Annotated in this window: 15 protein-coding genes; 8 read left to right on the top strand and 7 right to left on the bottom strand. The window is 43.9% G+C overall.

All coding sequences use genetic code 11. From position 1 onward, the window contains the following. Positions 1–12: 12 nt before the first annotated feature. From BSI_RS04635 to BSI_RS04645, 3 genes are all read right to left on the bottom strand, one after another. Positions 13–840, bottom strand: coding sequence for an ABC transporter ATP-binding protein (locus BSI_RS04635; protein WP_075749192.1), 828 nt, complete (start codon positions 838–840; stop codon positions 13–15). 217 nt (positions 841–1,057) lie between these two features. Next, entirely contained in the window at positions 1,058–1,495 is a 438-nt protein-coding gene (locus tag BSI_RS04640) for a YusW family protein (RefSeq protein WP_003240790.1), read from the bottom strand. A gap of 111 nt (positions 1,496–1,606) precedes the next feature. Further along, on the bottom strand, positions 1,607–3,403 hold the full coding sequence (locus tag BSI_RS04645) for a M3 family oligoendopeptidase (RefSeq protein WP_003240788.1): 1,797 nt from the start codon (positions 3,401–3,403) through the stop codon (positions 1,607–1,609). A gap of 133 nt (positions 3,404–3,536) precedes the next feature. On the opposite strand from BSI_RS04645, the gene BSI_RS04650 reads away from it, so the two are divergent. Then, entirely contained in the window at positions 3,537–4,379 is an 843-nt protein-coding gene (locus tag BSI_RS04650) for an oxidoreductase (RefSeq protein ID WP_003240787.1), read from the top strand. 89 nt (positions 4,380–4,468) lie between these two features. Beyond that, positions 4,469–4,930: a metalloregulation DNA-binding stress protein MgrA gene (gene mrgA / locus BSI_RS04655; protein WP_003221689.1), complete on the top strand. Its 462-nt coding sequence runs from the start codon at positions 4,469–4,471 to the stop codon at positions 4,928–4,930. A 43-nt stretch (positions 4,931–4,973) separates the two neighbouring features. Here mrgA and htrB read toward each other — a convergent pair whose 3' ends face one another. Then, a complete protein-coding gene (gene htrB, locus BSI_RS04660) occupies positions 4,974–6,350 on the bottom strand; it encodes a serine protease Do-like protein HtrB (RefSeq protein ID WP_003240785.1) in 1,377 nt (458 codons plus the stop codon). A 277-nt stretch (positions 6,351–6,627) separates the two neighbouring features. Here htrB and cssR point away from each other — a divergent pair, with 277 nt between their 5' ends. Together cssR and cssS are read left to right on the top strand one after the other, a co-directional pair. Continuing rightward, positions 6,628–7,305, top strand: a complete 678-nt coding sequence (cssR, locus tag BSI_RS04665; protein WP_003240782.1) for a two-component system response regulator CssR — start codon at positions 6,628–6,630, stop codon at positions 7,303–7,305. Then, on the top strand, positions 7,302–8,657 hold the full coding sequence (cssS, locus tag BSI_RS04670; RefSeq protein ID WP_003240780.1) for a two-component system sensor histidine kinase CssS: 1,356 nt from the start codon (positions 7,302–7,304) through the stop codon (positions 8,655–8,657). Before cssR ends, cssS begins: the two co-directional genes overlap by 4 nt. Positions 8,658–8,685: 28 nt before the next feature. Here the strand turns inward: cssS and spxO are convergent, their stop codons facing one another. Further along, positions 8,686–8,850 carry an anti-adapter protein SpxO gene (gene spxO, locus BSI_RS04675; RefSeq protein ID WP_003221681.1) on the bottom strand — a complete coding sequence of 55 codons (165 nt, stop codon included), beginning with the start codon at positions 8,848–8,850 and terminating at the stop codon, positions 8,686–8,688. A 168-nt stretch (positions 8,851–9,018) separates the two neighbouring features. Here spxO and BSI_RS04680 point away from each other — a divergent pair, with 168 nt between their 5' ends. Further along, entirely contained in the window at positions 9,019–9,894 is an 876-nt protein-coding gene (locus tag BSI_RS04680; RefSeq protein ID WP_003240777.1) for a TetR/AcrR family transcriptional regulator, read from the top strand. Positions 9,895–9,933: 39 nt separating this feature from the next. Here the strand turns inward: BSI_RS04680 and fumC are convergent, their stop codons facing one another. Together fumC and BSI_RS04690 are read right to left on the bottom strand one after the other, a co-directional pair. Then, positions 9,934–11,322: a class II fumarate hydratase gene (fumC, locus tag BSI_RS04685; protein WP_003240775.1), complete on the bottom strand. Its 1,389-nt coding sequence runs from the start codon at positions 11,320–11,322 to the stop codon at positions 9,934–9,936. Between the two features lie 66 nt (positions 11,323–11,388). After that, entirely contained in the window at positions 11,389–11,574 is a 186-nt protein-coding gene (locus tag BSI_RS04690) for a YvzF family protein (RefSeq protein WP_003221676.1), read from the bottom strand. A gap of 117 nt (positions 11,575–11,691) precedes the next feature. On the opposite strand from BSI_RS04690, the gene gerAA reads away from it, so the two are divergent. Genes gerAA through gerAC form a run of 3 tightly spaced genes read left to right on the top strand, consistent with a single transcriptional unit; the run spans position 11,692 to position 15,324 of the window. Next, positions 11,692–13,140, top strand: coding sequence for a spore germination receptor protein GerAA (gene gerAA / locus BSI_RS04695; protein WP_003240771.1), 1,449 nt, complete (start codon positions 11,692–11,694; stop codon positions 13,138–13,140). Next, the gene (gene gerAB / locus BSI_RS04700) at positions 13,109–14,206 is read left to right on the top strand and encodes a spore germination receptor protein GerAB (protein ID WP_003240770.1); all 1,098 of its coding nucleotides are present in this window, start codon (positions 13,109–13,111) and stop codon (positions 14,204–14,206) included. Before gerAA ends, gerAB begins: the two co-directional genes overlap by 32 nt. After that, positions 14,203–15,324, top strand: coding sequence for a spore germination receptor protein GerAC (gene gerAC, locus BSI_RS04705; RefSeq protein ID WP_003240768.1), 1,122 nt, complete (start codon positions 14,203–14,205; stop codon positions 15,322–15,324). The genes gerAB and gerAC overlap by 4 nt, the downstream gene beginning before the upstream one ends.

Here is a 15,324-nt window from a genome sequence, read left to right as displayed (position 1 = left end):
CGCTGGCGTTATTTATCCATGTGATGTGAAAGCCGCTTCCTGGACAATGCATCTGCCCTTGCCATGAGGGATACAAAGAGGCGTTCCGAACAGCGGGTCCTGTGTGACCTGACAATTCATAGAAAACACATTTTGCACAAGATCACAAGTAATGACCTCTTCAGGACGGCCTTCAGCATAAATACGTTTATCTTTTATAGCCACGAGATGATGCGCATAGCGGCACGCCAAGTTTAAGTCATGGAGAACCATAACAATCGTCCGCTCTTCCTTTTCATTCAGCTCAAACAGCAAATCAAGAATTTCTATTTGGTGCGTCATGTCTAAATACGTCGTCGGCTCGTCTAAAAGGATGATATCTGTTTCCTGCGCAAGCGTCATCGCGATCCAAGCCCGCTGGCGCTGTCCTCCTGACAAAGAATCGACGGCGCGGTCAGCCATGTCCTCAAGCTTTGTTGCTTTAAGCGCTCTCTCAACTGCTGCCTCATCCTCTTTTGACCACTGTTTCAGCCAGTTTTGGTAAGGATATCTCCCTTGCTTGACCAGCTGATGCACTGTCAGCCCCTCTGGAGCCGAAGGACCTTGCGGCAGGATGGCGAGCTCTTTTGCGACTTCCTTCGTCGGAAGCTTGGCAATCGCTCTTCCTTCCAGCAGCACTGAACCGCCTCTTGGCTTCATCAGACGCGCTAATGAACGTAAAAGTGTCGATTTTCCGCAGCCATTGCTGCCAATAAATACGGTGATTTCACCTTTTGGAATTGTTAAATTCAACTCATCGATAATAACGGCATCCCCGTATCCTAAGCTCAGCGTTTCTGTAGAAATTGCACTCATACCCATAACCGCTCCTTTTTGCTGGCTTTTTAGCAGCACTATGTATTGCACGTTTTCTATATACATGCGTTTTAAGTCAATTGTCATCAATGCAAGTGATTCGATATTCAGCCATTTGATATGGTCATATATCCCTCATTGTAGCAGAAAACAATGACTTTGAAAATCATTTTCAATTAGTTTTTTGGACATAATTGGCGTTTATGGGTTTTTTATCACAAGATTATTTTTTAATTTCTCTGACTGAGCCGTCCTTCAGCTTCAGTTTTAAGTCGATATGATCATAATGGCTGTCCAGATTAAATGCTGCCAGCACACTGTGGATCACTTCTGTTTCTGCCATTTGGTCTGTCACGGAAAGCTCGCTCAGGATTATTTTCATCTCATCTAATGCTTCTTCTCCCTCCTGTTTGACGCCGGAGAGCTTATCCTGTATTTCCGCTGTTTCCTGAGTCCCGTTCTTTGTATATATGCTTTCATAACGATTATGCTCACCATCCCCATAGCTCACACGAAGCGAGAAATTGCTGTAAGGAACGGACTTCTGCTGGGTGACGGCTGTATTTTCTCCTTCTGCCTGCTGCTGATCTTCATTGAGACGGCAGCCCGCAATCAGAACCACTGCGAGACAAACAGCCCCGGCTGCTCTGATCAAATGCATATGTTTCCCCCCTGTAGGATTCCATTTGTTTTAGGTATATCCAGAGAATGAAATCCTCATTCAGAGGAGAATTGAAAAAGAAGCCGAGGCAACTTACGCCACGGCTTTTCTTTAAGATTCAGTCATTTGCAAAAAGGCTTCCGCGTCACGCACGGCCAGCTTAATGGCATTCTCCCAGAAATCGCGCTTCGTGATGTCAGCACCCAAATGCTTCATCGCCAAATCTTCAACGGTCATAGAAGCCGTATCGCGCAATAACGCGATATACTTCTCTTCGAACGCATTTTTTTCTTCAAGCGCCAATGCATAAATACCAAGAGAAAACAGATAGCCGAACGTATAAGGGAAATTGTAAAATGGCACCCTCGTGATATGAAAGTGAAGCTTTGACGCCCAAAAAAGCGGATGATACTCTCCTAACGCATCGCAATATGCCTCTTTTTGCGCCTCTTCCATCAGCTCATTCAAGCGGTCGGCCGGGACAGCTCCCCGCTTTCGTTCTTCGTAAAATCTCGTTTCGAATAGGAATCTGGCATGGATATTCATGAAGAACGCAACGCTTCTTTGCACTTTATCTTCAAGAAGGACAAGCTTTTCCTCCTTCGTCTGCGCCTGCTGGACAGTCGCGTCCGCCACAATCATTTCTGCAAACGTCGAGGCCGTTTCCGCGACGTTCATAGCGTAGGAACGGTTTAACGGCCTGACGTTGAGCATCGCTTCCTGATGGAACGCGTGTCCGAGCTCATGTGCAAGCGTTGAGACATTTGAGGCACTTCCCGAAAACGTCATAAAAATTCGTGATTCACCGCTGTCCGGAAAGCTCGTGCAAAAGCCGCCGACTCTTTTTCCGCTCCTGTCTTCCGCTTCAATCCAGCGGTCCCGAAACGCTTTTTCAGTAAAAGAGGACAGTTTTTTGCCAAACGTTGAAAACTGGCTGACGATGACATTTGCGGCTTCATCATATGAATAGGCCTTTCCCTCAGAACCGATCGGTGCCTCAACATCGTACCAGCTGAGCTTTTCAAGACCGAGCATCGATGCTTTCCGGTTCAGATACTGAACGAACGGCTGCTTGTTTTCAGCGATGACTTGCCACATCGTATCCAGTGTTTCTTTTTTCATCCGGTTGATCTGCAGCGGCTCCTTCAGGACGTTCTCCCAGCCGCGTGCTTTATAGGTTTCAAGCCGGAATCCCGCTAAATGATTCAGTGTGCTGCTGAACACATCCTGCTTGCTCTCCCAGGCTTGATGCAAGCGTTCATATATTGTTTTTCTGACAGCGCGGTCTTGATGGGCCATCACATTTTCAGCCTGGCCAACAGACAATTGCTTGTTCTCACCGTTTTCCTCATAAGGTATCGTCATTTTCCCGACAACCATATTGTATAAGTCACTCCAAGCATGATACCCGTCCACCGCAAGGTTTCCAATCAGTTTTTCTTTACCCGGGCTGAGCTTCTCAGCAACCCGCTGTCTTCTTTCGTTTAATATGTACGATACATCACGTAATCCCGGTTTTGTAAGCAGTGTATTCCACACGTCTTGGTCAATGTCCACAAGCTTATGATCCAATGTGACGAGAGAGGACTGAAAATTAGCAGAAAGCTGATTCATCAGCGATTTATGCTCATTAGCCTTATGATCACTGATATTCTGGGCCATAAGGCAAGCGACATAAGCGCCGGCCTGCTGAAGCTTGACGGATGTCTGTTCGAATAAATCAAGCAAAGACGTCAGTTCTTCAGTATCTTCAGGCGATTCAGGCACCTGAAACGCATCAGTCATGTCTTGAAATGCATGCAGACTTTGTGACAGCTTCTCGATATATCCCTTGAATTCTTCTGATTGGCTCCCGCCCTTAAAAAATGAATCAAGATCCCATCTTTGGTCTACCCCTTGCAGCGCCATAACACAAAACCCCTTTCCTTCTTTCATTTTATTATAGAACAATTCTGAATTATTGTATAAAAATTTCTTTGATAGGCGTAATTTTCCGTTCATGATTGTACAATAGCTGTAGCAGTTTAATAGGAGGTATATGATGAATAAAAAAATTGCCATCGTAACAGGAGCATCAAAAGGCTTTGGTCGGCTGGCAGCCGTGAAGCTCGCCAAGTCATTTTTCGTAATTGCCACAACAAGACAGCCTGAGAAAGCTGAACAGCTTCGGGAATTGGCCGCAGCACACAATGTGTCTGATTCTATTCACATTACCACTCTCGATGTCACCGATGAGCAATCAATCGCTTCATTCGGAAAAGCTGTTAGCACTTACGCTCCCATTGATATTCTTGTGAACAACGCCGGAACGGCTTATGGAGGATTTGTCGAGGATGTGCCGATGGAACATTTCAGACAACAATTTGAAACAAATGTCTTCGGATTAATTCATGTGACAAAAACCGTTTTGCCTTACATAAGAAAGCATAGCGGCGCAAAGATTATAAATGTGAGCAGCATCAGCGGTCTGACCGGATTCCCTGCGCTGTCGCCTTATGCAGCTTCCAAGCATGCACTGGAGGGCTTTTCTGAAAGCCTGCGTATGGAACTGCTTCCGTTCGGAATCGAAACCGCTTTGATCGAGCCGGGCTCATACAAGACATCAATCTGGTCAACATCATTATCAAATTATATGTCGGTGCCCGCTGACGATTCAGCTTATCATCGATACTATCAAAAGATCCTTTCCTACGTTGAAAAAAACGCAGATGAAAGTGGAGATCCCCAAGAGGTTGCCGACCTCATTTATCAATTGGCAACAAAACAGCACTTAAAGAAATTGCGATACCCGATCGGAAAAGGCATCAAGCTCACCTTGTTATTCCGGTCGCTTTTTCCTTGGTCTGCGTGGGAATCTATCCTCAAGAAAAAACTTTTCAGTTGATCTAAATTATAATAATTATAATTTAGTATTGATTTTTAATTAATAGGTGGTATAATTAAATTAACAGATCACAAGGAGGACGTTATTTTATGAAAACTGAAAACGCAAAAACAAACCAAACATTAGTTGAGAATTCCATGAACACACAATTATCAAACTGGTTTCTGTTATACTCTAAGCTCCACCGCTTCCATTGGTATGTGAAAGGGCCTCATTTCTTTACATTGCATGAAAAATTTGAAGAACTGTATGATCATGCGGCTGAAACGGTCGATACCATCGCTGAGCGCCTGCTCGCGATTGGCGGACAGCCTGTTGCCACATTGAAAGAATACACTGAGCATGCGTCTATCACAGACGGCGGAAACGAAACATCAGCGTCAGAAATGGTACAAGCATTGGTAAATGACTACAAACAAATCAGCAGCGAATCTAAATTCGTGATCGGCCTGGCTGAAGAAAATCAAGACAATGCGACAGCGGACTTGTTTGTCGGATTAATTGATGAAGTTGAAAAACAAGTGTGGATGCTTTCCGCTTACTTAGGATAAAAAAAAGCTGAACCCTTTTCGGGTTCAGCTTTTTGATTACCGCTTAGCTTGTGCTGCTTTCTGTCTGCTTGGTCAGTGTCACGTTCAAGGTTTTCGTTTTTCCGTTTCGCAGTACTTGAATTGTCGTTTTATCTCCGACTTTCAAGTCTTTGTAAAGGATCTGGCGGATATCCGCGCTGCTTTCCACGTCTTTACCGTTTAGTTTGACAATGACATCCTCAGATTTGATACCGGCTTTTGCCGCAGGTGAATTCCCTTGAACTTCTTTTACATAAACACCTTTGCCCAATTGATCTCCAAACAGGCCTAGTGTATTTTCCTGATAGGTTTCTGGCACTTGTGACATGTCAATCATTTGTACGCCTAAAAACGGACGATCTACCTTCCCGTTTTCCAGCAGCTGGTCAACAATCGGCTCTACATCATTGCTTGGGATCGCAAATCCAAGTGACTCCACGCCGCTTTCGCTCACCTTCAAACTGTTGATGCCGATGACTTGGCCGCTTGCATTGATTAACGGGCCTCCGCTGTTCCCCGGATTGATCGCTGCGTCAGTTTGCAGCACGTTCATTTCCACCGTTCCTTGTGTTGTATCTACATCAATTGTCCGGTTCAATCCGCTGATGATGCCTTGTGTCACCGTACCGGAAAACTGCTGTCCGAGCGGGTTTCCGATGGCGATTACCTTTTCGCCCGTGCGCAGCTTTGAAGAGTCACCGAAGCTCGCCACTTTTTTGACGTTCTTGCTGCTGATTTCCAGAACGGCCAAATCAGTTATGGTATCGCTGCCGACAAGTTTGGCAGTCTCCGTTTCTCCGTTGTATAACGTGACAGTCAGCTTATTCGCGCCTTGAACAACATGGTTGTTTGTAATGATATACGCTTTATTGCTGTCTTTCTTGAAAATGACACCTGACCCCGTTCCGCTTTCACTTTCTGAGCTGGAGCCGCCTCCCGTGCCGAATGTGTTATTTTGGGAGGTTTGGATATTGGAGATACCGACAATCGTCGGCTCTAAATCCTCTACCATATCAGCGACGTTTGAAGCGTTAGTGATCGGTGTCGTTGTAAAATTATCTGACTGCACCTGTTTATTGGCGGAAACGGCCTCAGTCGCCTGATTTTGGTCTGACGGCAGATAAGGCGCGATGCCGAGCATCAGGCCCCCGCCGATAATTCCGCCTAAAATCGGGCTCAGCCAAGCGGCTCTCCGTTTCTTTTCTTTTTTCACAGCCGTTTCTGTCTTCTCCCTTTCTAAAGCAGAAGCCGTTTCCTGCTTTCCCGCTTCATACGAAACAGGCGCGTCAAGCAATTTCTGTTCAGAATGTTCAATCAGCTGCCGGTTTTCTGTATTCTGATGTTCTGTATGTGAAGATTCTGCTTGAGGTTGATCGTTTTGGTCATCACGTCGATAATCCATGTTCTTACACTCCCTTAACGGTTTTTCATTTATCGTTACATATTAATCGCATGTACAAGTTCAATTGTCCCAATGATGAGGAGAAAAGCAAAGCACCAAAATAGAATATGTTTGATCACCCTACATCTTCCTCGCTCTTTTTCTCTTCCTTTCTTCCCTTATACATATCATAAACAAACATTGTGGGATAAAAATGAAAAGAATATGTGAAATTATGAAAATTGCCTGCCGTATGTTAAAACTAGTTTATAATGACGTTGAAAGGATGTGAAGAGCCTTGTCATACACCATTTATCTAGTTGAAGATGAGGATAACCTGAATGAACTGCTGACGAAGTATTTAGAGAATGAGGGCTGGAACATTACATCTTTTACGAAAGGTGAAGACGCCAGAAAGAAAATGACGCCGTCTCCCCACCTTTGGATTCTCGATATCATGCTGCCGGATACTGACGGCTATACATTAATAAAAGAAATTAAAGCGAAAGATCCTGACGTGCCGGTCATTTTTATTTCCGCCCGAGATGCAGATATTGACAGAGTGCTTGGCTTAGAGCTTGGCAGCAATGACTACATTTCAAAGCCGTTTCTGCCGCGGGAGCTGATAATACGTGTACAAAAGCTGCTGCAGCTCGTTTATAAGGAAGCTCCGCCTGTACAAAAAAATGAAATCGCCGTCTCTTCGTATCGGGTCGCCGAAGACGCCCGCGAGGTATATGATGAAAACGGAAATATCATCAATTTGACGTCGAAGGAATTTGATCTGCTGCTTTTATTTATCCATCATAAAGGACATCCATACTCACGTGAGGATATTCTCGTAAAAGTATGGGGGCATGACTACTTCGGCACAGACCGGGTTGTTGATGACCTCGTTCGGAGACTGCGCAGAAAGATGCCTGAATTGAAGGTGGAGACGATTTACGGGTTCGGCTACAGGATGATGTCATCATGAAAAACAAGCCGCTCGCGTTTCAAATATGGGTTGTCATATCCGGCATCCTGTTAGCGATATCTATTTTACTGCTAGTGTTATTTTCAAACACGCTGCGCGATTTCTTTACCAATGAAACGTATACGACAATTGAAAATGAGCAGCATGTTCTGACGGAGTACCGCCTGCCGGGTTCAATTGAAAGGCGCTATTACAGTGAGGAAGCCACGGCGCCTACGACTGTGCGCTCTGTGCAGCACGTGCTCCTGCCCGAAAATGAAGCTGCTTCTTCAGACAAGGATTTGAGAATCCTGTCATCTTCGTTTATCCATAAGGTGTACAAGCTGGCTGATAAGCAGGAGGCCAAAAAGAAACGGTACAGCGCCAACGTCGATGGAGAGAAAGTGTTTTTTGTCATTAAAAAGGGGCTTTCCGTCAATGGACAATCAGCCATGATGCTCTCCTACGCGCTTGATTCCTATCGGGACGATCTGGCCTATACCCTATTCAGACAGCTTCTGTTTATTTTAGCTGTTGTCATTTTATTAAGCTGGATTCCGGCCATTTGGCTTGCGAAGTATTTATCAAGGCCTCTCGTGTCATTTGAAAAGCACGTCAAACGGATTTCCGAACAGGACTGGGATGACCCAGTGAAAGTGGATCGGAAAGATGAAATCGGCAAATTGGGCCATACCATCGAGGAGATGCGTCAAAAGCTTGTGCAAAAGGACGAAACAGAAAGAACCCTATTGCAAAATATCTCTCACGATTTAAAAACACCGGTTATGGTTATCAGAGGTTATACACAATCTATTAAAGACGGGATTTTTCCTAAAGGAGATCTTGAAAATACAGTAGATGTTATTGAAGGCGAAGCCCTTAAGCTGGAGAAAAAAATAAAGGATTTATTATATTTAACAAAGCTGGATTATTTAGCAAAGCAAAAAGTGCAGCACGACATGTTCAGTATCGTGGAAGTGACAGAAGAAGTCATCGATAGACTGAAGTGGGCACGGAAAGAATTATCGTGGGATATTGATGTAGAAGAAGACATTCTGATGCCGGGCGATCCGGAGCAATGGAACAAACTCCTTGAGAATATTCTGGAAAATCAAATCCGCTATGCTGCGACAAAAATAGAAATCAGCATGAAACAAGATGATCGGAATATCGTGATCACCATCAAAAATGACGGTCCGCATATTGAAGATGAGATGCTCTCCAGCCTCTATGAGCCTTTTAATAAAGGGAAGAAAGGCGAATTCGGCATTGGTCTCAGCATCGTAAAACGAATTTTAACTCTTCATAAGGCCTCTATCTCAATTGAAAATGACAAAACGGGTGTAACATACCGCATAGCAGTGCCAAAATAGACTGTAGATGTTTTTGCAGTCTATTTTTTTATGTGAAAGAATAGCCGTTAAAGTCTCTGTAATTTGTTTTGAGCGGCTGTTTGCATTGATGAACCCATTTTTTCTCTGACAAGGTCTGCTTCGGATATTTGACTTTCTCCACTTTGATTCCTCTGTTTCGCAAGCGGCTGATCATTTCGTCCAATTCTCTCATTCTAGATTCACCCTTTCGCTTGAGCTTTGACCGTTCGGTCATCTCAATTTATAATATAAATAATACATGATAAAAAAACAAGTTACAATAAGGTTAATTTTATAACAGAAGGTGTGACTATATGGTCATATCCTATGAAGGCCTCCGGGCTCCGAAAGGGTGGAACCATTGAAGGAAAAAGAAAAGCTGATTATTGAAACAGCCTTAAAACTGTTTGCCCAAAAAGGATACAACTCAACATCAGTACAGGAAATCGCAAAAGAATGCAAAATATCTAAAGGCGCTTTTTATATTTATTTTCCTTCGAAAGAAGCGCTTCTTCTCTCTATGCTGAACTACTATTATGATAAAACGTTTACCCGAATTTTAAATATTAAAACGAAGGGCGACAGCCCCAGAACGGCTTACCGCAAACAGCTGACCGTGCTCTATGAAAACATCCTTGAACACAAGGATTTTATCAGCATGCAGATGAAGGAAGGTTCTCTGCCTTACACAGAGGAAGTGGAGCAATGCGCAAAAAAAATCCGCCAGTCCTCACTTCAATTTCATATCGACAGCCTGCTGAACATTTACGGAAAAAAGGCGGAACCGTATACTGCAGAGCTTTGTTTTTTAATAGAGGGCATCAGCCAGATTTACCTGGAAAGCATGATTTTGCTCGGGTACAATGTGAAGCCGGATCAATTAGCTGATATCATTATTAATAGAATTGATGATATGGTAAAAGGCATGTCTGAACGAAACGATAAGCCTTTCATCACATTGGAAGAGGCAAGCTCTTTATTTGGGCCTCTTACGCACGGACGGCCTGACCCGCTGACTGAATCGATTGTGAAAAGCCTTCGTGACAAAATAAACAGCTTAAACACAAACTCCTCTCTTGAATTATCGGAGAGCTTGGACATACTTGAAGCAGAAATGAAGAAAAAAACACCGAAGCTGGCGATCATAAAAGGAATGATCCATAATCTGACGGAGTCTGAAGCTCTTGCCAAAGATGCGGAGCAGCTTAAATATCTATTAAAACAGCAACATATTTAGAAGAACGGCTGCTTTAAAAGCAGCCGTTTTTTCTTTCTATTACGCCTTTGGCTTTACCATATCTTCCGGTTTAACCATTTCGTTAAATTGCTCCTCTGTCAGCAATTCAAGCTTCAATGCCGCTTCTTTCAGCGTCAATCCCTCTTTATGGGCAAGCTTGGCGATTTTCGCCGCGTTTTCATATCCGATATGCGGATTCAGCGCCGTAACAAGCATTAATGAATTTGACAGGTTTTCCTGGATGGTTTCTTTATCTGGCTCAATACCGACAGCACATTTATCATGGAATGAATTCATGCCGTCACTCAGCAGCTGCACAGACTGCAGGAAGTTGTAAATAATCACAGGCTTAAACACGTTCAGTTCAAAGTTACCCTGACTTGCCGCAAAGCCGATTGTCGCATCGTTCCCCATAATTTGCGCTGCGATCATTGTCAATGCTTCACTTTGTGTCGGATTGACTTTACCAGGCATAATGGAGCTGCCCGGCTCATTTTCTGGGATGACAATCTCCCCGATGCCGCAGCGAGGTCCGCTTGCAAGCCATCTGACATCGTTGGCGATTTTCATTAAGTCAGCCGCAAGCGCTTTTAATGCGCCATGCGCATAAGTAATTTCGTCATGGCTTGTCAGCGCGTGGAATTTATTCGGCGAGCTGCTGAACGTTTGGCCGGTCAGTTTTGTGATTTCTTCTGAGACAAGCTCTCCAAACTCTGGGTGAGCGTTGATTCCCGTACCGACAGCCGTTCCGCCGATTGCAAGCGCGCGCATTTTGTCTGTCGCTTCTAGAATCATTTCCTTCGAACGATCCAGCATGTACACCCATCCGCTGATTTCCTGTCCAAGCGTCAGAGGCGTAGCATCCTGAAGGTGCGTGCGTCCGATTTTGACAATATCATTGTATGCTTTCGCTTTTTCATCCAATGTGCTGCGAAGCTGGTCAAGCGCCGGCACAAGCTGCTCGTAAACAGCCAAAACGGCAGCAACGTGCATCGCAGTCGGGAATGTGTCGTTTGAGCTTTGGCTGCGGTTCACGTCATCATTTGGATGAATCGTTTGATCAGAGTTCTTTTCTTTTAATAAAGCAGTAGCGCGGTTGGCCACCACTTCGTTCATGTTCATGTTGCTTTGTGTGCCGCTTCCGGTCTGCCATACGACAAGCGGGAAGTTGTCATCGTATTTGCCTTTGAGCACATCATCACAAACCGCTGCAATCGCTTCCGCTTTTTCCGCATCCAGATTGCCGAGGCGTTTATTAGCGAGCGCTGTGCTTCGTTTTAATATTGCAAACGCCTTCACAACTCGCATCGGCATTTTTTCAGAACCGATCTTAAAGTTCTCCTTGCTTCGCTGTGTTTGGGCGCCCCAAAATTTATCAGCAGGAACTTTTACTTCTCCCATGGTGTCTCGTTCAATTCTGTATTCCATTTATGTATCCCTCCATAACGGTTGCTTCAATAGATCATAATTCGCCAGTGATATAAAAAATCCTTTTTATTTTTCGATCTTGGCAGATTTTAATTTTAATTCAAGATATACGCGGGAATCCTTTGAATATTTGTACTTCGGATTCGTCCTGCCGTACTCCTTTGATGTATAGGAGACATCATAATGCTTTTCAAATGATCTGATGAGCTGTTCGATTTCTTCTTGTTTTCCTGCAAGCCTTACCTGTGCCACTTCATTTCCTCCGCTTTCATAAAAAAACTGCTGCCATGAAATACTGTAACACAGTATATCATTTTTTTAACAGGAAAAGATAACCTCTACTAAGGTTTTGGATAAGAGGTGACCTCGTTGGAACAAACAGAATTTAAGGAATATATACACGATAATTTAGCATTGGTGCTTCCAAAATTAAAAGAAAACGACGATCTCGTAAAAAACAAAAAAATGCTCGCCAACGGGCTTGTTTTTTACTATCTCTATTTTAGTGAGCTGAATGATCAGAAGAAGGTTTCAGATTCGATTAAAACCTTAATCAAAGATGAGGAGACCCTGACGCTTGACCAAGTCAAAAAACGCCTTGACCAGCTTGACGCGAGACCCGTTGAAACCGTAAAAAAAACGATCGAGTCCATTCTCAGCGGCAATTGTGCTGTGTTTATCAACGGATTGGACAAAGTCTATATTCTGTCTACAGGAAAGAAAAAAACAAGAAGCCTGGCAGAGCCGACAACTGAAAAAGTGGTTCGCGGCCCAAAAGTCGCGTTTGTAGAAGATCTCAATACAAATCTCGCTCTGATCAGACAAAGAACCTCTCATCCGAAATTAATCACCAAAAAAATCATGATCGGCCAAAACAAGCTGAAGCCGGCGGCCATTATGTATATTGAAGGGAAAGCAAAAAATTCCGTCATAAAAGAAGTGAAGGCGCGGCTTAAAAATGTCCAGCTGGAGGATATCCAGGACAGCGGAACGCTTGAGGAGCTCATTGAAGATAATAAATACTCGCCGTTTCCGCAGATTCAAAATACGGAAAGGCCTGACAAGGTATCGTCGGCCCTGTTTAACGGCCGTGTGGCCATTTTGGTCGACAGTTCACCATTTGTGCTGCTGGTCCCGGTTTCTCTCGGCATACTGATGCAGTCCCCGGATGACTACTATGAACGCTGGATTTCAGCATCTCTTATCCGGTCGCTGCGTTTCGCTTCTATCTTTATCACCTTGTTTTTGTCATCGATTTATATCGCACTCGTGTCATTCCATCAAGGGCTGCTGCCGACCGCACTCGCCGTTACGATTTCGGCAAACAGGGAAAACGTGCCGTTTCCGCCGATATTTGAAGCCTTGCTGATGGAAGTGACAATCGAGCTGCTAAGAGAAGCCGGGCTGCGCCTCCCCAATCCGCTCGGCCAGACGATTGGTCTCGTCGGGGGCGTTGTCATCGGACAGGCAGCTGTAGAAGCCAACCTTGTCAGTTCGATTATGGTTATCGTTGTCAGTGTCATTGCCCTAGCATCCTTTACCGTTCCCCAATACGGAATGGGTCTGTCTTTCCGCGTGCTGCGTTTTATTTCGATGTTTTCAGCCGCAATACTCGGGCTGTACGGGATTATTTTATTTATGCTGGTCGTTTATACGCACCTAACGAGACAAACGAGCTTTGGATCTCCGTATTTTTCGCCTAATGGATTCTTCAGTCTGAAAAATACAGATGATTCCATTATCCGTCTACCAATTAAAAACAAACCAAAAGAGGCGAATAATCCAAATGAGCCAAAAACAGACTCCACTGAAACTTAATACCTTTCAAGGTATTTCTGTTGTTGCAAATACAATGCTCGGGGCCGGTCTTTTAACATTGCCCCGAGCGCTGACCACCAAGGGTAATACTCCTGACGGCTGGATTGTGCTGATATTAGAAGGTGTCATTTTCATTTTTTTCATTTATTTAAACACGCTCATTCAGAAAAAACATCAATATCCCTCACTGTTTGAGTATTTGCGGGAAGGCCTTGGGAAATGGATTGGCAGCATCATAGGGCTTTTGATCTCCTGCTATTTTATCGGAGTGGCCAGTTTTGAAACCAGGGCGATGGCTGAAATGGTGAAGTTTTTCCTGCTTGAGAGAACACCGATTCAGATTATTATTTTAACGTTTATCTGCTGCGGCATCTATTTAATCGTTGGGGGGCTCAGTGATGTTTCGCGGCTGTTTCCCTTTTATTTAACAGTGACGATTATTATTTTGCTGATTGTGTTTGGGATCAGTTTTAAAATTTTTGACATCAATAATTTACGCCCTGTTTTAGGTGAAGGCCTTGGCCCCATTGCGAACTCGCTAACTGTTGTTTCCATCTCTTTTTTAGGAATGGAAGTGATGCTGTTTCTTCCTGAACATATGAAGAAAAAGAAATACACATTCCGATATGCATCTATAGGATTTTTGATTCCGATTGTATTATATATCCTTACGTATATCATCGTTGTCGGGGCTTTAACGGCTCCCGAGGTCAAAACACTGATCTGGCCTACCATTTCTCTCTTTCAGTCCTTTGAACTCAAAGGCATATTCATTGAACGGTTTGAATCGTTTTTACTGATCGTCTGGATCATTCAATTTTTCACAACGTTTGTCATTTACGGATATTTTGCCGCTAACGGACTGAAGAAGACGTTCGGATTATCAACTAAAAAAAGCATGATGCTCATCGGCGCGGCTGTCTATTATTTTTCCCTCTGGCCGGATGACTCCAATCAGGTCATGATGTACAGCGATTATCTCGGATACATTTTCATCGGCGTGTTTCTGCTTCCCTTCATTCTCTTTTTCATTGTAGCTCTCAAAAGGAGGATTTCAGCAAAATGAAATTCCGGATTTTAAGTATGTTCATATGCACCCTATTGCTGTCCGGATGCTGGGACAGCCGGAATATTGAGGAATTAAGCCTGATCATCGGTGTTGGTTTAGACAAGCCGGATGATAAAAATTTAGAACTGACACAGCAGATTCTCGTCCCGAAAAAAATCAGCTCCAAAGAAGGCTCTTCATCTGATCCGACACAGCTTGCAATCACAAAGGGTGAAACTGTCCATCAAATGATGAGAACATCTGCATTAAAGCATAACCCTACGTTTTCACAGCATTTGCGTCTCATTCTGCTTTCCAAGAGCGTAATTGCGGAACATATTGGAATGGACGCGATCATTAACCAGTTTGTCAGAGACAACGGAACAAGGAGGAGTTCATACGTCTTTGTCACCGATGGCAGAACTAAGGATATATTTAAAATGAATGATCAAGGCGAACCCGCATCTAATGTGATTTACGATCTGACAGAGAATAATGCGGTAACGATCAGAATGATGGAGCCTGTTACATTGGGGGAGATCTCAGAACACTTGACCTCTGACGATTCGTTCCTCATCCCTCATGTCGGTAAGGAAAACGGCAAACTCGCGATAAACGGGGCTGCCATCATCAAAAATAAATTATGGAACCGGAATTTAACACCGGTTGAGGTTCAAAATATCAACTTATTTACAGGCACTGTCGAAGGAGGCGTCATTGATATGAGGCATAATGGCAATCTTTTTTCTTATGAAGTCTACTCCAGCAATCGCAAGATCAAGACAGACTACAAAGACGGGAAGTTCAAATTCACCGTCACACGCAATATTGAAGGTCGTTTATCAGAGGACTGGAATCCGAATGAAGATTCATTTAAGGATTCATATATCAAAGATATTGAAAAGACAGTCGAAAAACGATTACACAAAACAGTAACAGCATTTATTACAGGCACACTGCAGAAAGATATCAAAGCAGATGTCACCGGGCTGGGAAACGAGGTCAGAATTCATTATCCTCAAAAGTGGAAAAAGATTGCAAGAAAATGGGATGATGATTATTTCAGCAATGCGGAAATAGACTACCGGGTCAATGTGGTTGTCAGAGACTTCGGGACGAAAGGCGCAAACAAATAG

The organism is Bacillus inaquosorum KCTC 13429, from assembly GCF_000332645.1.
In the GTDB taxonomy this organism is placed as follows: domain Bacteria; phylum Bacillota; class Bacilli; order Bacillales; family Bacillaceae; genus Bacillus; species Bacillus inaquosorum.
This window is presented reverse-complemented; position numbering and strand designations above follow the sequence as displayed.